Origin of the sequence: Luteibacter sp. RCC_6_2, from assembly GCF_041360655.1 — a bacterium.
Taxonomy (GTDB): domain Bacteria; phylum Pseudomonadota; class Gammaproteobacteria; order Xanthomonadales; family Rhodanobacteraceae; genus Luteibacter.
This window is the reverse complement of record NZ_JBFUPQ010000022.1, coordinates 24,523-41,392: the sequence shown is the minus strand read 5'-3', so window position 1 is coordinate 41,392 and position 16,870 is coordinate 24,523. Positions and strand designations below refer to the sequence as shown.

General features: G+C 65.6%; 19 protein-coding genes. 14 read left to right on the top strand and 5 right to left on the bottom strand.

Annotated features, from left to right (window positions below; translation table 11 throughout):
- Positions 1 to 265: 265 nt before the first annotated feature.
- A complete protein-coding gene (locus tag AB6730_RS18290) occupies positions 266 to 505 on the bottom strand; it encodes a hypothetical protein (protein WP_371025024.1) in 240 nt (79 codons plus the stop codon).
- Positions 506 to 708: 203 nt separating this feature from the next.
- Between AB6730_RS18290 and AB6730_RS18285 the strand changes: the two genes are divergently transcribed.
- The 5 genes from AB6730_RS18285 (at position 709) to AB6730_RS18265 (ending at position 4,556) form a co-directional block, all read left to right on the top strand.
- Positions 709 to 969: a hypothetical protein gene (locus AB6730_RS18285; protein WP_371025023.1), complete on the top strand. Its 261-nt coding sequence runs from the start codon at positions 709 to 711 to the stop codon at positions 967 to 969.
- A gap of 90 nt (positions 970 to 1,059) precedes the next feature.
- On the top strand, positions 1,060 to 2,373 hold the full coding sequence (locus tag AB6730_RS18280; protein ID WP_371025022.1) for an ATP-binding protein: 1,314 nt from the start codon (positions 1,060 to 1,062) through the stop codon (positions 2,371 to 2,373).
- An 82-nt stretch (positions 2,374 to 2,455) separates the two neighbouring features.
- The gene (motA, locus tag AB6730_RS18275; RefSeq protein ID WP_371025021.1) at positions 2,456 to 3,310 is read left to right on the top strand and encodes a flagellar motor stator protein MotA; all 855 of its coding nucleotides are present in this window, start codon (positions 2,456 to 2,458) and stop codon (positions 3,308 to 3,310) included.
- Positions 3,311 to 3,316: 6 nt separating this feature from the next.
- Entirely contained in the window at positions 3,317 to 4,237 is a 921-nt protein-coding gene (gene motB, locus AB6730_RS18270; RefSeq protein WP_371025020.1) for a flagellar motor protein MotB, read from the top strand.
- Between the two features lie 94 nt (positions 4,238 to 4,331).
- Entirely contained in the window at positions 4,332 to 4,556 is a 225-nt protein-coding gene (locus AB6730_RS18265; RefSeq protein WP_371025019.1) for a hypothetical protein, read from the top strand.
- Positions 4,557 to 4,559: 3 nt separating this feature from the next.
- Here the strand turns inward: AB6730_RS18265 and murU are convergent, their stop codons facing one another.
- Together murU and AB6730_RS18255 are read right to left on the bottom strand one after the other, a co-directional pair.
- Positions 4,560 to 5,240 carry an N-acetylmuramate alpha-1-phosphate uridylyltransferase MurU gene (murU, locus tag AB6730_RS18260; RefSeq protein ID WP_371025018.1) on the bottom strand — a complete coding sequence of 227 codons (681 nt, stop codon included), beginning with the start codon at positions 5,238 to 5,240 and terminating at the stop codon, positions 4,560 to 4,562.
- Complete coding sequence (locus AB6730_RS18255; protein ID WP_371025017.1) at positions 5,237 to 6,247, bottom strand: aminoglycoside phosphotransferase family protein; 1,011 nt, start codon at positions 6,245 to 6,247, stop codon at positions 5,237 to 5,239. The genes murU and AB6730_RS18255 overlap by 4 nt, the downstream gene beginning before the upstream one ends.
- A 179-nt stretch (positions 6,248 to 6,426) precedes the next feature.
- Between AB6730_RS18255 and AB6730_RS18250 the strand changes: the two genes are divergently transcribed.
- Genes AB6730_RS18250 through AB6730_RS18240 form a run of 3 tightly spaced genes read left to right on the top strand, consistent with a single transcriptional unit; the run spans position 6,427 to position 8,918 of the window.
- Positions 6,427 to 8,004, top strand: a complete 1,578-nt coding sequence (locus AB6730_RS18250) for a flavin monoamine oxidase family protein (RefSeq protein ID WP_371025016.1) — start codon at positions 6,427 to 6,429, stop codon at positions 8,002 to 8,004.
- Complete coding sequence (locus AB6730_RS18245; RefSeq protein ID WP_371025015.1) at positions 8,001 to 8,417, top strand: cytochrome c; 417 nt, start codon at positions 8,001 to 8,003, stop codon at positions 8,415 to 8,417. The genes AB6730_RS18250 and AB6730_RS18245 overlap by 4 nt, the downstream gene beginning before the upstream one ends.
- A 3-nt stretch (positions 8,418 to 8,420) precedes the next feature.
- Positions 8,421 to 8,918 carry a RidA family protein gene (locus AB6730_RS18240; RefSeq protein ID WP_371025014.1) on the top strand — a complete coding sequence of 166 codons (498 nt, stop codon included), beginning with the start codon at positions 8,421 to 8,423 and terminating at the stop codon, positions 8,916 to 8,918.
- Positions 8,919 to 9,070: 152 nt separating this feature from the next.
- On the opposite strand, the gene AB6730_RS18235 is transcribed toward AB6730_RS18240, so the two are convergent.
- Complete coding sequence (locus AB6730_RS18235) at positions 9,071 to 10,405, bottom strand: ammonium transporter (protein ID WP_371025013.1); 1,335 nt, start codon at positions 10,403 to 10,405, stop codon at positions 9,071 to 9,073.
- Complete coding sequence (locus tag AB6730_RS18230; RefSeq protein WP_371025027.1) at positions 10,395 to 10,733, bottom strand: P-II family nitrogen regulator; 339 nt, start codon at positions 10,731 to 10,733, stop codon at positions 10,395 to 10,397. The genes AB6730_RS18235 and AB6730_RS18230 overlap by 11 nt, the downstream gene beginning before the upstream one ends.
- Before the next feature lie 391 nt (positions 10,734 to 11,124).
- Between AB6730_RS18230 and AB6730_RS18225 the strand changes: the two genes are divergently transcribed.
- From AB6730_RS18225 to AB6730_RS18200, 6 genes are read left to right on the top strand one after another with little or no spacing between them, the layout of a single operon-like run.
- Positions 11,125 to 11,577 carry an SUF system Fe-S cluster assembly regulator gene (locus AB6730_RS18225; protein WP_371025012.1) on the top strand — a complete coding sequence of 151 codons (453 nt, stop codon included), beginning with the start codon at positions 11,125 to 11,127 and terminating at the stop codon, positions 11,575 to 11,577.
- Positions 11,578 to 11,591: 14 nt separating this feature from the next.
- Entirely contained in the window at positions 11,592 to 13,052 is a 1,461-nt protein-coding gene (gene sufB, locus AB6730_RS18220; RefSeq protein ID WP_371025026.1) for a Fe-S cluster assembly protein SufB, read from the top strand.
- A gap of 2 nt (positions 13,053 to 13,054) precedes the next feature.
- The gene (locus AB6730_RS18215) at positions 13,055 to 13,462 is read left to right on the top strand and encodes an ACT domain-containing protein (protein WP_371025011.1); all 408 of its coding nucleotides are present in this window, start codon (positions 13,055 to 13,057) and stop codon (positions 13,460 to 13,462) included.
- Between the two features lie 21 nt (positions 13,463 to 13,483).
- A complete protein-coding gene (sufC, locus tag AB6730_RS18210) occupies positions 13,484 to 14,269 on the top strand; it encodes a Fe-S cluster assembly ATPase SufC (protein ID WP_371025025.1) in 786 nt (261 codons plus the stop codon).
- Entirely contained in the window at positions 14,266 to 15,588 is a 1,323-nt protein-coding gene (gene sufD / locus AB6730_RS18205) for a Fe-S cluster assembly protein SufD (protein ID WP_371025010.1), read from the top strand. Before sufC ends, sufD begins: the two co-directional genes overlap by 4 nt.
- Before the next feature lie 18 nt (positions 15,589 to 15,606).
- Complete coding sequence (locus tag AB6730_RS18200; protein ID WP_371025009.1) at positions 15,607 to 16,854, top strand: aminotransferase class V-fold PLP-dependent enzyme; 1,248 nt, start codon at positions 15,607 to 15,609, stop codon at positions 16,852 to 16,854.
- Positions 16,855 to 16,870 lie beyond the last annotated feature (16 nt).

Genomic DNA, 16,870 nt, shown 5'->3' with positions numbered 1-16,870 from the left:
CGCGCAAGCGGCACCCTTTCCCGAGCGACGGTGGAACCGGAGCGACGAGGGTGGCGGCCGACGGCTCTGCTCGCACACCCCAACGCGAGGGCGAAGCCGAGCCATGCAGAAGAAACTGGCCCGCTGCCGCGGGATCGCCGACAAGGTCGGCTCCCACAAAAGTCGGCTCCCACCAAGGTCGGCTTTCCACCAGGGTTGGGGGCGAACGCAAAAAAAAAGAGCCCGCATGGCGGGCTCCTTTCTTGGTCATACCCCATCCCTGAGATCAGAAATCGTCGCTATCCTCGGTGGCGCCTTCCGCGTCGTTGGCCAGTGTGACCACGACGTAGGCGGAGCCCACGAGCGACGCGCAAAGCCAGGCGTAGACCATCTGGATCGCCGTACGCGGGATGGCGAGTGCCACCCGTGGCGCGAGTGCCAAGCCGACGATGCCGGCAAGCGCGAGTACGGTGGCGACGGTCCACGCAAGGCGCCGCGACGGCGACGTGGTGGTGATGACGTTCATGTTGTACTGCCCCTGTTTTCCCCTGAATCGCGCCCTCGTGCATCGATAGGTGAGGCGCTTGTTGTAGGAAATACCCTACAAACTTCCATGGGAGCAAGTGCCGATTTCCTGAACGAATTCCTTGACTCATAAGGAGTTCCATGCAAGAGCGCTGGCAACCGCCCGGCTACGCTAGACTTTCGTTCCCCTTCGAGGTCCGATCCATGGCAGAACGCGAATTTCCCGGCTTCACATTGCGCAGCGGCGCCACCCGCGAGGGCTCCCGATACACCGCGCTTCTGTCCGCGCATCCGGCCGACGGTAGCTTTCCAAGCTATTTCGCCGTCTACGAGAACCGCAGCTTCCGGGATGAGGACAGTGCCGCCGCGGCGGCGGAGAAGGCGTTGGGCCTGGTCCTGGGTGTCGAAGAGGACGGTGCGCCGGTGTTCGCCGAAGGCGAGACCGGCTTCGATGACGACGTGTGAGTCCCTGGGCTCCCTGCCGCTTGTCCAACTTGACAGCGGGCCGTCACGCAGCGCGTGATACCGACGGGCGACGAGGGGTAGCGACATAACATGAGCGAAGGGGACGGGCGCTACAGGCAGTTCGTCGAGGCATCCTCCGACTGCATGAAGGAACTCGACCGCGATGGCGTCATTCGCTTCGTGGCGGGTTTGGGTTGCGCCGCGCTGGCTCCCGAAGGTACCGATCGACTGGTCGGGATGCGCTGGCTCGACCTGTGGCCCGCGGAGGCGCGCGACATGGTCACCGGCGTGTTGGACCGGGCCGGGGCGGGCGAAAGGGTCGACTTCGTCAGTGCACGCAGAACCGGAGACGGGCCTTCCCGATGGTGGGAGGTCATGGTGGCCCCGGTCGTGGCCGGCGATGTCCTCGACCATTTCATCGTCATCAGCCGGGACGTGACCGAGCGCGTGGAACTCCAGGCCGCCCTGGAAGCCATCATCGAGTTGCTCCAGGAGCGGCTCAACGAGACCGTGGCGCGGTCGGTCTCGGCCACGACGCAGTACGGCACCTTGCTGGAACGATTGGAGACCGAGCATGGGGCGAGGCGCGACGCCGAAAGCCGGCTCGCCGGCGTCCGCGAACAACTGGACCTGGCCAACCGTGCGCGCGACCTGGCCGAGGCGGGCGCGCGCCAGGCCCAGAAGCAGCAGGCCATCGGCCAGCTGGTGAGCGGGGTCGCGCACGACTTCAACAACATGCTGCAGACGGTGATCGTCAGTCTCTCAGGCCTGCAGGACGACTCGGATGAACTGTCGCCCCGGCATCGCCGGATGATCACGTATGCGGTGGAAGGGGCGAGGCACGCCACGGCGTTGACCCGGCGCCTGCTGGCCTTCGCGCGCAACCAGTACGCCCAGCCGGAGGCGGTCGACCTCGGCGACCTGGTCATGGCTTTCGCGGATTTCGCCCGGCATGGCCTGGGCGGCCGCGTGGGGATCGAGGTGCTTCGTCAGCCGGGCCCGTTGCCCGTGTGGCTGGATCGCCACGGCGTGGAACAGGCATTGATGAATGTGTGCCTGAACGCGCGCGACGCGATGGGGGGCTTCGGGAACATCGTGATGGAGGTCGGCGAGCGCGTCGGCGATGAACGCCTGCCCGGACTCGCCCACGAAGCCGGTGGTTTGCGCCAGGTCTTCGTCAGCGTGGCGGATACGGGTGGGGGCATGGCGGAGGAAGTGCGCCAGCGCCTGTTCGAGCCCTATTTCACCACCAAGGAGGGCGGTTCCGGTCTTGGCCTCGCCCAGGTCTACGGGATGGTGGCGCAGGCGGGTGGGGCGATCGAGATCGAGAGCGAGACCGGCGTCGGCACGCGCATCCGCCTGGTTTTCCCCCGCTATCCCGGACCCTTCGCCCTGGACGAGTGAAACCTGCGAAAAACGTGACCGCGTTCCTCAATTTGCCGACGGATCGGCCGATACAGCAAGGGACTGGGAAGGAAGTGAAGTCATGTTGGTCATCATCGGTTCGATTATCGTCCTGGTCTCGGTACTGGGCGGCTATGTGCTCTCGCACGGCGAGATGGCCGCGCTGTGGCAACCGTACGAGTTGCTCATCATTTTCGGCGCGGCGTTCGGCGCCTTCATCAGCAGCAATTCGATGGACGTCGTCAAGGCGGCCGGTCGCGATACCGTCGCCCTGTTCAAGGGTCCGAAGTACCGCAGGCAGGATTACGTGGATCTCCTGTCGCTGCTGTACGACATCTTCGTGAAGATGCGCAAGGAAGGGCAGCTGGGCATGGAGGCGCATATCGAGGAACCGGCGGCCAGCTCGTTGTTCGGCGCGTATCCGCGGTTGATCGCCGAGCACCACCTCATCGACTTCATCACCGACTGCCTGCGCCTCATCGTGGGCGGCAGCATGGACCCGCACGAGCTCGAGCAACTGCTCGACGTCGAGTTGGAAACGCATCACCACGAAGCGCTGGTACCGGCGTTGGCGGTGCAGAAGATGGCCGACGCGCTGCCCGGCTTCGGCATCGTCGCGGCCGTGCTCGGCATCGTCATCACCATGAAATCGATCGATGGCGACGCCGTCGTCATCGGCCAGCATATCGCGGGGGCGCTGGTCGGTACCTTCCTCGGCATCCTGCTGTCCTATGGCTTCGTCGGTCCGCTGGCGGCCGCGATGGAAGCGCGCGTCGGCACCGACGGCAAGGCGTTCGAATGCGTGAAGGTGGCCTTGCTCGCCAACCTGCGCGGCTATAACCCGATGGTGTCGGTCGAGTTCGCGCGCAAGTCGTTGCATTCGGGCACCCGCCCGACCTTCCAGGACCTCGAGGCGCACCTCAAGGCCGTTCGGTAAGCCAGCATGAGCGACCTGAAACAGATCATCGTCGTCCGCAGGCGGAAAAAGGGCGGTCATGCCCATCACGGAGGCGTCTGGAAAGTCGCCTACGCGGACTTCGTCACCGCGATGATGGCGTTCTTCCTGGTCATGTGGCTGGTCGGCGCGGGCACCAAGCAGCAGCGCGCCGCCATCTCGGAATACTTCAAGAACCCGAGCATGACCCAGGGCCAGTCGACCATGGCGCCCTCGGGCAAGATGGGACCGGGCGGCGCCAGCACCAGCATGATCAAGCTGGGTGGCGCACTGGAACTGCCCAAGGGCCCGGGCGACCAGCAAGCCTTCGCCAAGCCGGCGGAGAGCGAGGTCGACAAGCTGGCCAAGGCGCAGGAAAAGCGCCGCCTCGAACAGCTCATGAAGGACCTGAACGAAGCGATCGCCAAGAGCCAGGCGATGGCGCCCTACAAGGACCAGTTATTGCTCGACATCACCTCGGAAGGCTTGCGCATCCAGATCGTCGACAGGAAGAACCGGCCGATGTTCGACACGGGCAGCGGTGCACTGAAGTCCTACACCGTGCAGATCCTGCATGAGCTGGCCGGCTTCGTGAACCAGGTTCCGAACCAGATCAGCATATCGGGCCATACCGACAGCGCGCCCTATATCCGCGCGGACAGCGCCTATGGCAATTGGGAACTCTCCGCCGACCGCGCCAACGCCGCGCGCCGCACCCTGATCGAGGGTGGCATGCAGCCGGACAAGGTCGCACGCGTGGTGGGCCTGGCCGCTTCCGTGCCGTTCGACAGGGCAAACCCCGCGGCGGCGAGCAATCGGCGCATCAGTATCGTGGTGATGACACGTGAAGCGGCGCGGGCGGCGCTTTCGTCGGACGTGGCCACGGAGCCCAGCCTGCCCGCGGTGCCCAATCTGCATTCGCCGGGCTGAGGTGAACGGGAACGCTGAACCCATTCCGCTGTCGAAGTCGCTTGCAACGGTCATGTTACCCCGGCAGTATCGACGCATAGGGGAGGGAAGCGCAGTGGAAAATCACAGTAAGTACAGAGTGGTGGCCAAGGCGGTGAAATACGACAACGCCGGTGAGCAGGTCTACCGCAGCAGTTACCGGATTCTCGATCACATCGGCGAGGAAATCGAAGCCAGCACCGGCACGAACGATTTCATCGACATCACGAGCGCATTCAACGAAGCGTTCGCCCTGGGCCACGAACGATTGCGCGAACTCGGTGTCGATACAGTCCAGTAGCCGCTAGGCTGCCGTAAGCACGTGGCGCAGTTCATCCAGTTGCGCCGGCGTGCCGACGTTACGCCAGAAGCCATCATGCCGTTCGCCGGTGAGGCTTCCGGCGGCGATGGCTCGCCGATACATCGGCAACAGCTTGAATCGTCCCGGTGATTCTCCTTCGACGATCTCGCGACGATACACGCCGACATTGCCGAAGGTGAGGCGCTCCGCGCCCGCCGGACCGTCGCCCTCGTAAAGCTGTCCCGCCGCCAGGGCGAAATCGCCGAGGGGATGGAAGCCGGGATTCGGCACCATCACCAGGTGGGCCAGGCCCCGCGGTTCACGGGGGAGTGCCGCGTAGTCGACGTCGCTCCAGATATCCGCGCTCACCACGATGAAAGGCTCGGGCCCGAGCAGCGGCAATGCCTTGAGCATGCCGCCGCCGGTTTCCAGTGGCACGGGTCCCTCGTACGAATAGCGGAGACGCACGCCCCAGCGCGATCCGTCACCGAGCGCTTCCGGAAAGCGGTCCGCGAGGTGCGAGGTGTTGACGACGATATAGCGCACGTCCGCGGCGGCGAGCTTCTCGATATGGTGCACGATGAGCGGCTTGCCGTTCACCTCGAGCAAGGGCTTGGGAGTGTGCTCCGTGAGCGGACGCATGCGTTCGCCCAGGCCTGCGGCGAGGATCAACGCGTGCCTCATGCAATCACCGCGACGCGCAGGTCGCGATCGCCGACCATCGCCTCGATGAGGTCGGCCAGCGGTGCGGTGTCGGCATGGCGCCGTGCGGTGTCGAGCACGTAACGGAGCACCCGCGGAAGGTCGTCGAGGTAACCCGGTTTTCCGTCGCGATAGCAGAGCCGGCAGAACAGGCCGAGGATCTTGATGTGGCGTTGCAGGCCGGTGAGATCGAACCAGCGGCGGAAACGGTCGGTGTCGACGGTCTCGTCCAACAGCCGCGCGTCGAGCAGGCGCAGGCGGTAGGCCTCGACCCAGCCTTCGACACGCTCGTTGTCCCAGACGATGTACGCATCGCGCAGCAGCGAAGCGAGATCGTAGGTGATCGGCCCCGACATCGCACCCTGGAAATCGATGATGCCGGGCGACCGTTCCTCGGTGACCAGCAGGTTGCGGCTGTGATAATCGCGATGCATGAAGGCGCGCGGTTGCTCCGCGATGACATGCATGATGGCCGTGAAGGCGTTTTCCACGACGTCCCATTCGCCGCATGCCAGGGTCACGCCCAGGTGTCTCTCCAGGAACCAGGAAGGCATGATCTCCAGTTCCATCGTCTGCCACGCATGGTCGAAGGAAGGCAGGCCCTGTGTATCGACGTGCGCTTGCATGCGTAGCAGCGCATCCAGCGCATCGCCGTATAACGCATCCACGCTCGCGTCGTTCAGTTCGGGAAGATAGGTTCGCGTGCCGAGATCCTCGATGAGCAGGAAGCCCTGTTCGAGATCGGCCACCATCACTTTCGGTACGTGAAGGCCGGCGCGTGCGAGGCGCTCGCCGATCTCCACCCACGGTGCAGGGTTTTCCTTTTCCGGCGGCGAATCCATCACGATCACCGGCTGGCCGTCGACATATCCACGCCAGTAGCTGCGAAAGCTTGCATCGGCGGAGGCGGGCTCGAGTGCGAGCGTGGTGTCGCCCGTGGCGTGTCGGGCCCAGGCGAGGCGGAGGGCGGAGCGGTCGGAGGCGGTCATGGACATTCTGCGAGGACGATACCGCCGGTCAGCTTAGAGCCTTTGCCGCGCGCTGTCATAGCACCGCCATGGTGCATATCATCCGATTCTTGTGGTGCAGTGCAGCGTATGGTTATCTAGGAACCCAGGGGTTTCTATCGGGGGACGGGTAGGTGGAAAACGACTGTGGAAGCGCGTCCATGACGCGACGCGATCTCCTGCGGATGATCGGTATCGCCGGTGGCGGCGCGCTCATGTACCAGGCGATGACCAACCTCGGCTTCGCCGCCGAGTCCCCGTACCGACGACCACCACCGTTGCAAGGTACCGGACGTGGCAACGTGCTGGTGTTGGGCGCGGGCCTGGCTGGCCTCGTCGCTGCGTACGAACTGGGCAAGGCCGGATATACGGTGCAGGTCCTGGAATACAACGCGAGGCCGGGCGGCCGTAACTGGACGCTCCGCGGCGGCGACGTCTATACCGAACTGGGCGGCCACCAGCAGGTATGCCGCTTCGACGAAGGGCAATACTTCAATCCCGGGCCGTGGAGGATTCCGTACCACCACCACGGCGTGCTCGATTACTGCCGCCGGTTCGGCGTCCCGCTCGAACCCTTCGTGCAGGTGAATCACAACGCCTACATCCACGGGAAGGACGCATTCGGCGGCAAGCCGCAGCGTCTGCGCGAGGTGCAGGCGGACTTCCACGGCGGCGTGGCCGAGTTGCTTGCGAAGGCGGCGGGGAAGGGCCGGCTGGACGACCTGGTGAGCCGCGAGGATCGTGAGATCCTGCTCGAGGCGATGCGTGACTTCGGCGGGCTCGACCGCAAATACCGCTATGCCGCCGGGCGTGAAAGCAGTGAACACCGCGGTTATGCGAAAGACGCCGGGGGTGGTCCGGATGGCAAGCCCGCATTCTCCGCGCCGGTCGGACTCTCCGACATGCTCAACGGCCGCCTGTGGAAGGCGCTGGGCATGAGCGAACTCTACGAGTACCAGACCACGCTCATGCAACCGGTAGGAGGCATGGACGCGATCGGCAAGGCCTTCGTGCGCGAGATCGGCGGCAACGTGATCCGCTACAACGCGAAGGTGACCGGCATCGCGCAGGACGGCCACGGCGTGACCGTGACCTACGAGGACACGACGACGCCCGGTGCCCCGCGGCAGGCGAAGGCGGACTGGTGCGTGTGCACGATCCCGCTGTCCATCCTCAGCCAGATTCCGATCCAGGTATCGGCGGCGAAGGCGGCGGCGATTTCCGCGGTGCCCTATATGGCGTCGTCGAAAATCGGTTTGCAGTTCAAGCGACGGTTCTGGGAAGAGGACGAGGCGATCTACGGCGGCATCACGAGCACCGATCTCCCCATCGGGATGATCTCCTATCCGAGCCACGGCATCGGCACGAAGAAAGGCGTGTTGCTCGGTTCATATACCTTCTTCACCGAAGCCTACGAATTCACCTCGCTCGACCCGGCGGCGCGTATCCGCAAGGCCGTCGAATATGGCGCGCGAATCCATCCGCAATACACGGCGGCATTCGAGAACGGCATGGCCGTGGCCTGGCACCGTTCCCCGTTCACCCTCGGCTGTTTCGGCTGGTGGACCGATGCCTTGCGCGAAAAACACTACGCGGACATCTGCTCGATGGACGGCCGTATCATCCTGGCGGGAGAGCACGCGTCGTACCTGCCGGCCTGGCAGGAGGGCGCCATCCTTTCGTCGCTGTCCGCGATCGATGCCCTGCACCAGCGGGCCCGGGCCGGAGGTCACGCATGAAAACGATCATCCTTGCGATCGCCTTGCTCGCAACGCCCGGCCTCGCGCTGGCGCAAAAGACCGACGCGGATTTCATCGATGCCAAGGAGGCTCCGCACGCCACCGGCCAGCAGATCTTCACGCACATCTGTCAGGGCTGCCACATGGCGGACGCGAAGGGTGCCGTCGGCGCGGGCCATTATCCGGCGCTGGCGAGCAACCCCAAGCTCGCCTCGGCGGCTTACCCGGTCGTGATGGTGATGAACGGCCGTGGCGCCATGCCGGCTTTCGGCCCCCTGCTGTCGGACGCCCAGGTCGCGGACGTGGTCAACTATGTGCGCAGCCACTTCGGCAACGCGTACACGGACACCTTGAAGCCCGATGACGTGAAGCCGTTCCGTCCCCCTGCCGCTCCCACCGACGAGGACAACTGACCCATGCTCAAGCCAATCTTGATCGCATCGCTGCTGGCCGCCACCACCACCACCACGCCCGCGCTCGCCGCCGACGTCGTACGGCACAAGATCCCGAACAGCACGTTTCCCATTTCCGCCGCGGTGGAAATCCCCGCGGGCAAGACACTCGTCTTCCTGAGCGGCGTGGTACCGCCGGTGGCCGATGCGAATGTCCCGAAGGACAGTCCGCAGGCTTATGGCGACACGAAGACACAGACCGTCGGCGTGCTGACCTCGATCGAGAAGCAGCTGAAGGGCATGGGCTTGTCGATGGGCGACGTGGTGAAGATGCAGGTCTTCCTGGTCGGCGATCCCGCCAAGGGCGGCAAGATGGATTTCGCCGGCTTCATGGCAGGCTACACGCAGTTCTTCGGCACCGCGGCGCAACCGAACCTGCCATCGCGCTCGGCGATGCAGGTGGCCGCACTGGCAAGCCCGAACTTCCTCGTCGAAATCGAAGTAACCGCCGTCCGCCCGTAACCCACCCCACTTCAGTGGTAAGAGTGAGATGGGTAGGAGGGGTGGTGGGGGAAGGGTGGTGAGGGTAGGAAGGGTGGGAAGCCGCCTTGGCCGCGATCGGTTCTTGCCGAACACCCGATCGCGGCCAAGGCCGCTTCCCACCCGGGGGCAACTCACGACAAGTTGTAACCGCGCTCCTCATGCAGCGCGATGTCCAGGCCCACCTGTTCCTGCTCTTCATCCACGCGCAGGCCCATCGTCACGGCGATGCCCTTGAAGATCGCGTAGCTCAGCACGGCGCTGTAGACGACGGTGAAGGCCACGCCCTTGAACTGGATCCACAATTGCAGGCCGAGGTCGGTCACCGTGCCGAACCCGCCGAGTGCGGGGGCCGCGAACGGACCGGTGAGCAATGCGCCGATGATGCCGGCGATGGCGTGGACGCCGAAGACGTCGAGCGAGTCGTCATAACCGAACTTGCGCTTGAGACGAGTGGCGCAGAAGAAGCAGACGATACCCGCGACGAGGCCGAGCACCAGCGCTGCGCCGGGGCCGCACGTGCCGGCGGCGGGCGTGATGGCGACGAGCCCGGCGACGGCACCGGAGGCGATGCCGAGCACGCTGGGGCGGCGATGGGTGATCCACTCGATGGCCGTCCAGCCGATCGCCGCGGCGGCCGTCGCGATCTGCGTCACCAGCATCGCCATGCCGGCGCTGCCGTTGGCGGCGACCGCGGAGCCGGCGTTGAAGCCGAACCAGCCGAGCCAGAGCATGCTCGCGCCGACCAGCGTATAGCCGAGGTTGTGCGGCGGCATCGGCGTGGACGGATAACCGCGGCGCTTGCCGATCACGAGGCATCCCACCAGGCCCGCGATGCCCGCGTTGATGTGCACCACCGTGCCGCCGGCGAAGTCGAGCACGCCGAGGTCGCCCAGGAAGGAGCCCGGGCCACCCCACACCATGTGTGCGATCGGCAGGTAGACCAGCGTGAACCACAGCGCGGTGAACACGAGCAGCGCGGAGAACTTCATGCGTTCGGCGATCGCGCCGACGATGAGTGCCGGCGTGATGATCGCGAAGGTCATCTGGAACATCACGAAGACCGCTTCCGGAATCGTGTTGTAGAGGCTGCCGGGCTTGAGGCCGGCCAGCATGGCGTGGCCCAGGCCGCCGACGAAGGAATGCAGGTTGGTCGTTCCCGCGGTCATGCCGGTGGTGTCGAACGCGACCGAGTAGCCGTAGACCACCCACAGGACGGTGACCAGCGCGGTGATGGCGAAGCACTGCATCAGCACGGAGAGCAGGTTCTTCGCCCGGACCATGCCGCCGTAGAACAAGGCGAGGCCCGGGATGGTCATCAGCAGCACGAGCATCGTGGCGGTGAGCATCCAGGCGGTGTCGCCGGAATCGAGTTTCGCTGGAGCGGCTGCCTGGGCGAGGGCGCTACAGGGGAGGAGGGCGGCGACGAGTGCCGGCGCGAGGGCTTTGCGGATGACATCAGAGCGCATCGGCGTCGACCTCCTGGGTGCGGATACGAATGGCCTGTTCCAGGTCGATGACGAAGATCTTGCCGTCGCCGATCTTGCCCGTGCGGGCGGCGTTGGTGATCGCCTCGATGGCCCGCTCCAACTGCTCGTCGGTCACGGCGATCTCGATTTTCAGCTTGGGCAGGAAATCCACGACGTACTCGGCGCCGCGGTAGAGCTCCGTGTGCCCGTGCTGCCGGCCGAAGCCCTTCACCTCGGTCACCGTCATCCCCTGCACCCCGACTTCGGAGAGGGCTTCGCGGACGTCGTCCAGCGTGAACGGCTTGATGATCGCGTTGATCCACTTCATGGAGCGCGCTTCCCCTTCGATTGGCCTGCCGGAGGGAGAGCAGGATGCGTGCCAGTGGGGCGCGAGCGGCTGCACGCGTTGTGCGGCGCGGCAGCGGCTTGCGACGGTGACCTCGGCAATGATCGGACGCACCATGAAGGTGCGACAAATTGCACCATAAAAGCGCCTTTGTGGGAGCCGACTTTGTCGGCGATGGGTGCTCGCCTCGAACTGGCCCGCTGCCGCGGGATCGCCGACAAAGTCGGCTCCCACAACGGCGCTCACCAGGACTTCCACAAGGGCTGGCACTGGTAATTTCCTCTCGAAGGGTGGCCCTGTTCGCCTTCCGACATTGCGTTGCCCGCCATAAATCAGTACCATTTTGGTCCGGTATTGACGACATCCCCTCCCCATGCTCCGTGTCAGCCGATTGACCGATTACGCGACCGTGGTGATGACCTGCATCGCCGCGCATCCCGCCGACGTTCTGAGCACCGCCCAGATCGCCGAAGAGGCGCGCCTGGAGCTGCCGACGGTCTCGAAGCTGCTGAAGCTGCTGGGGCACGCCGGGCTGGTGGAGTCGTTTCGTGGGGTCAACGGCGGTTACCGCCTCGCCCGTCCGGCCGAGGCGATCAGCCTCGCCGACATCGTCGAGGCGATGGAAGGTCCGATCGGCATGACCGAATGCAGCGTGGCCCAGGGCCATTGCGACCGGCAGTCCCAGTGCGGTGTCAGCGACAGCTGGCGGTCGGTCTCCGGGGCCATCGACGGCGTGCTGCGTTCCATGACCCTGGCACAGATGCTGGCCGGGCGCCCCGTGGCGCCGGCCAAGGATGCGGCCCAGGCCGCACAGGCAAACGCATGAACGAGAGTGAGAACATGACACGCGACGTGGCAGCCCCGGTGCGCGACAACGCCGAAGTCGAAGCGGCCCTCAACCGCCGCTACGAAGCCGGTTTCGTCACCGACATCGAATCCACCAGCCTGCCTCCCGGCCTGAGCGAGGACATCGTCCGCCAGCTCTCCGCGATCAAGCAGGAGCCCGAGTGGATGACCGAGTGGCGCCTCGCCGCGTACCGCCACTGGCTGACCATGCCGGAGCCGGACTGGGCGAAGCTCGACATCGCACCGATCGACTACCAGGCGGTCAGCTACTACTCGGCCCCGAAGGCCGGCCCGAAGTCGCTGGACGAGGTCGACCCCAAGCTGCTCGAGACCTACGAGAAACTCGGCGTGCCCTTGCACGAGCGGGCCAAGCTGGCCGGCGTCGCCGTGGACGCCGTGTTCGACTCGGTGTCGGTGGGTACCACCTTCCGCAAGGAGCTGGCCGAGGCCGGCGTGATCTTCTGTTCGATGTCCGAGGCGATCCGCGAGCACGGCGACCTCGTGCGCCAGTACCTCGGCAGCGTCGTGCCCACGGGCGACAACTACTTCGCCGCGCTGAACTCGGCCGTGTTCTCCGACGGCAGCTTCGTGTTCATCCCCAAGGGCGTGCGTTGCCCGATGGAGTTGTCCACCTACTTCCGCATCAATGCGATCAACACCGGGCAGTTCGAGCGCACGCTCATCGTGGCCGAGGACGACGCCTATGTGTCGTACCTGGAAGGCTGCACCGCGCCCATGCGCGACGAGAACCAGCTGCATGCCGCGGTGGTCGAACTGGTCGCGCTGGAGCGGGCCCAGATCAAATATTCCACCGTGCAGAACTGGTACCCCGGCGACGAGAACGGCGTCGGCGGCATCTACAACTTCGTGACCAAGCGCGGCGATTGCCGTGGCGCGGATTCGAAGATCTCCTGGACCCAGGTGGAGACCGGCTCCGCGATCACCTGGAAGTATCCCAGCTGCGTGCTGCGCGGCGACCGATCGGTGGGCGAGTTCTATTCCGTGGCGCTCACGCACCACCGCCAGCAGGCCGATACCGGCACCAAGATGATCCACATCGGCAAGGGCACCAAGTCGAAGATCGTCGCCAAGGGCATCAGCGCCGGCCGCAGTTCGAACAGCTACCGCGGCCTGGTGAAGATCGAGAAGGGTGCCGATGGTGCGCGCAACTACACCCAGTGCGATTCGCTGCTCATCGGCAAGAAGTGCGGCGCGCATACCTTCCCGTACATGGAAGTGAAGAATCCGAACGCGATCGTCGAGCACGAGGCCACCACCTCGAAGATCTCCGACGACCAGCTGTTCTATTGCCTCTCGCGCGGCATCGGCGAGGAAGACGCCGTGTCGATGATCGTCGACGGCTTCTGCAAGCAGGTGTTCCGCGAACTGCCGATGGAATTCGCCGTCGAGGCCAAGAAGCTGCTCGAGGTCTCCCTCGAAGGCGCGGTGGGCTGACGATGGGTATCGCCGGTTCCGCACCGGGCCTGACCGACCTGCGCGCGCTGCTCGCCGCGCTGGACCCCGAGGTCGACCCGATCCCCAAGCGCTTCCTCCATGTTTCGCACGAGAAGGCGCGGACGCGCCTGGCCGACGCGCTGATGATGTTCCGCGAAGCCGAGGGCACGACGCTGATCGTGGATGTCGACGGCGACGATGCGCAGGGCGACCGCCTGCTCTGGGCGCGCATCACGTTGCGCGTGCAATCCAGCCTCACCGCCGTCGGCATGATGGCCGCCGTATCCGCCGCGCTGGCCAAGCGCGGCATTCCCTGCAACCCCGTATCCGCGTTCCTGCACGACCACATCTTCGTGCCCTGGGATCGCCGCGACGACGCGCTCGACGCGCTCTCGCACCTCACGCCCTGATTGGACAGCACCGCCATGCACATGCTCAAGATCGACAACCTCCATGCCCGCGTCGAGGGCAAGGAGATCCTCAAAGGCCTTTCGCTCGCCGTGAAGCCCGGCGAGGTGCACGCCATCATGGGGCCGAACGGCGCGGGCAAGTCCACGCTCGGCAACGTGCTCGCGGGACGCGACGGCTACGAGGTGACCGAAGGTTCCGTCACCTTCGACGGCCGCGACCTTCTCGCGCTGGAACCGGAAGAGCGGGCCGCCGTCGGCATCTTCCTCGCCTTCCAGTACCCGGTCGAAATCCCCGGCGTGAACAACACCTACTTCCTGCGTGCCGCGCTCAACGCGCAGCGGAAGTTCCGTGGCGAAGCCGAGCTGGACTCCATGCGATTCCTCAAGCTGGTGCGCGAGAAACTGAAGGTGATGCAGATTTCCGACGAACTGCTGCATCGCGCGGTCAACGAAGGTTTCTCCGGTGGCGAAAAGAAGCGTAACGAGATCTTCCAGATGGCCGTGCTCGAACCGAAGCTGGCCATCCTCGACGAAACCGACTCCGGCCTCGACATCGATGCGCTGAAGCAGGTGGCCGAAGGCGTCAACGCCTTGCGCTCGCCGGATCGTTCCTTCGTGATCGTCACCCATTACCAGCGCCTGCTCGACTACATCGAGCCGGACTTCGTCCACGTGCTCGCCGGTGGCCGCATCGTCGAGAGTGGCGACAAGAACCTCGCCCTGAAGCTGGAAGAACAGGGCTATGCGTGGCTCGCCGACACGCATCCGGAACTGCGCAAGGCGGATCTCGCCGGGGCGCCGGCATGAGCAACGCGCCGTCCCCGTTCGTGCGGGCGGCACTGGACGCCGCCGCCACGCTTCCCTCGACCGGCATCGCATGGCTCGACGCCGCGCGTGCGGAAAATCTCGAAGCCTTCGCCGCCACCGGCCTGCCGGAAGGTCGTGACGAGGCGTGGAAGTACACGCCGCTGCGTGCGTTGTCGCAGCGTGGGTTCGCGCTCGCAGACCATGCCACCGCCGTTGCCGCCGTCATCGATCCCTCGCTGTATGCCTTGCCAGGCGTCGAGGGCGGTCGCGTCGTCTTCGTCGATGGGGCGTTTCGTGCCGATCTTTCCTCGCTCGATGCCGACGGTGTCGAATTGGCCCCGTTATCCGGTGCGCTGTCCACCCATCCCGAGCCCTTGCGCTTCGCGCTGGCCAACCGTTACCGCCGCGCCGCCGCCGATGCCTTCGCGCACTTGAACGCGGCGTTGGCTACCGACGGCCTCGTGCTCCGCATACCCGATGGTGCCGCCCTGGCGAAACCGTTGCACATCGTGCACGTCTCCAGCGGCATCCAGGGCGACAGCGCCTGGCACGTCCGCGTGCTCGTGGAAATCGGGAAGGACGCGAGTGCGGAGATCGTCGAGCATTTCGTCTCGGCGGGCGCCGCCACGCAACTCGGCACGCTGGTCTCCGATGTCGTCGCCCGCGAAGGCGCGCGCCTGGGCCTCGTGGTGGTCCAGGACGCCTCGGTCGCCACCACGCTGGTTCGCCGCAGCCACGTTCGCCTCGACGAGCGGGCCGAGGTGACCTTGCACGCCCTCGAACTGGGTGGCGCACTCGTCCGCCATGAAGTGAACGCCGAACTGGTGGGCGACGGGGCGCGTTTCGATTCGCGCGGCGTGTTCGCCCTGTCGGGCCGGCAGCATGCCGACACGCAGCTGGAGATCCGGCACAACGCACGGAACACCGCGTCCGATGCCCTGTGGCGTGGCATCGCCGACGGGCGCTCGCGCGGGGTGTTCCGTGGCGCGATCGTGGTCTCCGAGGGTGCCGACGGCACCGATGCCTCGCTCAGCAACAAGAACCTGTTGCTGTCCGGGCAGGCCGAGATCGATACCAAGCCGGAACTGGAGATCTACGCCGACGAGGTGAAGGCCGCGCACGGCGCCACCATCGGCCAGCTCGATGAGCGCTCGCTTTTCTACCTGCGCTCCCGCGGCATTCCGCTGGTCCAGGCGCGCAGCTTGTTGACGCTGGCGTTTTGCCGTGCCGTGCTCGAATCGCTGCCGAACGAGGCCCTGCGCGAGCATCTTGGCGAACTGCTGGTCGCGCACCTGCCGACCAGCCTCGCCGCCGAATAAGTAGTACGGAGCCAAGCCATGAACGCCAAGCCCGAAGCAGTCCTCTTGCCGCTGGACGTCGAACGCATCCGCGCCGATTTCCCGCTGCTGTCGCGCACGGTGCACGGAAAGCCGCTGATCTATTTCGACAACGCCAACACCGGGCAGAAGCCGGTATCGGTGATCGAAGCGGTCGACCGTCATTACCGCGAGCACAACGCCAATGTGGCGCGTGCGGTGCACACGCTGGGCGAGGAAGCCACGGCGTCGTACGAAGCCGCGCGCGACGCCATCGCACGTTTCGTCAACGCACCCTCGCGGGACGAGGTGATCCTCACCTCCGGCACGACGCAGGCGATCAATCTCGTTGCCTACAGTTACGCCTTGCCGCGCCTGAAGGCCGGGGACGCGATCCTCACCACGGTGATGGAGCACCACGCCAACATCGTTCCCTGGCAGCTGGTGGCCGAACGTACCGGTGCCACGGTGAAGGCCGCGCCGATCGATGCCAACGGCGAGTTGATCGTCGAGAAGTACATCGAGATGCTCACGCCCGAGGTGAAGCTCGCCTGCGTCGCCCACGTTTCCAACGTGCTCGGCACGGTGAATCCGGTCCGTGAGATCGCCCGCGAGTGCCGCAAGCGCGGCATTCCGCTGCTGGTCGACGGTTCGCAGGCGGCACCGCACCGCCGCATCGACGTCCAGGCGCTCGGTTGCGACTTCTACGCGATCACCGGGCACAAGATGCTGGCGCCGACGGGCACCGGCGCCCTCTGGGCGAAGCGCGAACACCTCATGGCGATGCCGCCTTTCTTCGGCGGTGGCGAGATGATCCGCGAAGTGCGCTTCGAAGGCACGGTCTTCGCCGACCCGCCGCACCGGTTCGAAGCGGGCACGCCGAACATCGCGGGCTTCGCGGGCATCCCCGCGGCGATCGCCTATCTCGAAGGCATCGGCTTCGACCGGCTCAAGGCGTACGAGCAGGAACTCCTGGCGTATGCCACCGACGCGATCGAGAACCTGCCGGGTGTACGCATCTTCGGCCGTGCGAAGGAGAAGGAGCCGGTCATTTCCTTCCTGCTCGAGGGAGCGCACGCCAACGACATGGCCACCTTGCTCGACCTGCAGGGCGTGGCCGTCCGCTCGGGCCACCACTGCGCCCATCCGCTGATGCAGTTCTTCGGCGTACCGGCCACGCTGCGCGCCTCGCTGGCCTTCTACAACACGAAGGCCGAGGTGGACGGCTTCATCGAGGCGGTCGGCCGGGTGCGCAAGCTGCTGCTCTGAACCGTTAAGATCACCC

Excerpts from the sequence above, each read along its gene's own strand:
- motA (WP_371025021.1), top strand. The coding sequence starts at position 2,456 with ATGTTGGTCATCATCGGTTCGATTATCGTCCTGGTCTCGGTACTGGGC.
- AB6730_RS18240 (WP_371025014.1), top strand. The coding sequence starts at position 8,421 with ATGCTCAAGCCAATCTTGATCGCATCGCTGCTGGCCGCCACCACCACC.
- sufC (WP_371025025.1), top strand. The coding sequence starts at position 13,484 with ATGCTCAAGATCGACAACCTCCATGCCCGCGTCGAGGGCAAGGAGATC.
- AB6730_RS18290 (WP_371025024.1), bottom strand. The coding sequence starts at position 505 with ATGAACGTCATCACCACCACGTCGCCGTCGCGGCGCCTTGCGTGGACC.
- AB6730_RS18215 (WP_371025011.1), top strand. The coding sequence starts at position 13,055 with ATGGGTATCGCCGGTTCCGCACCGGGCCTGACCGACCTGCGCGCGCTG.
- sufB (WP_371025026.1), top strand. The coding sequence starts at position 11,592 with ATGACACGCGACGTGGCAGCCCCGGTGCGCGACAACGCCGAAGTCGAA.
- murU (WP_371025018.1), bottom strand. The coding sequence starts at position 5,240 with ATGAGGCACGCGTTGATCCTCGCCGCAGGCCTGGGCGAACGCATGCGT.
- AB6730_RS18225 (WP_371025012.1), top strand. The coding sequence starts at position 11,125 with ATGCTCCGTGTCAGCCGATTGACCGATTACGCGACCGTGGTGATGACC.
- AB6730_RS18230 (WP_371025027.1), bottom strand. The coding sequence starts at position 10,733 with ATGAAGTGGATCAACGCGATCATCAAGCCGTTCACGCTGGACGACGTC.
- AB6730_RS18200 (WP_371025009.1), top strand. The coding sequence starts at position 15,607 with ATGAACGCCAAGCCCGAAGCAGTCCTCTTGCCGCTGGACGTCGAACGC.
- AB6730_RS18250 (WP_371025016.1), top strand. The coding sequence starts at position 6,427 with ATGACGCGACGCGATCTCCTGCGGATGATCGGTATCGCCGGTGGCGGC.
- AB6730_RS18245 (WP_371025015.1), top strand. The coding sequence starts at position 8,001 with ATGAAAACGATCATCCTTGCGATCGCCTTGCTCGCAACGCCCGGCCTC.
- AB6730_RS18255 (WP_371025017.1), bottom strand. The coding sequence starts at position 6,247 with ATGACCGCCTCCGACCGCTCCGCCCTCCGCCTCGCCTGGGCCCGACAC.
- AB6730_RS18235 (WP_371025013.1), bottom strand. The coding sequence starts at position 10,405 with ATGCGCTCTGATGTCATCCGCAAAGCCCTCGCGCCGGCACTCGTCGCC.
- AB6730_RS18280 (WP_371025022.1), top strand. The coding sequence starts at position 1,060 with ATGAGCGAAGGGGACGGGCGCTACAGGCAGTTCGTCGAGGCATCCTCC.
- AB6730_RS18285 (WP_371025023.1), top strand. The coding sequence starts at position 709 with ATGGCAGAACGCGAATTTCCCGGCTTCACATTGCGCAGCGGCGCCACC.
- sufD (WP_371025010.1), top strand. The coding sequence starts at position 14,266 with ATGAGCAACGCGCCGTCCCCGTTCGTGCGGGCGGCACTGGACGCCGCC.
- motB (WP_371025020.1), top strand. The coding sequence starts at position 3,317 with ATGAGCGACCTGAAACAGATCATCGTCGTCCGCAGGCGGAAAAAGGGC.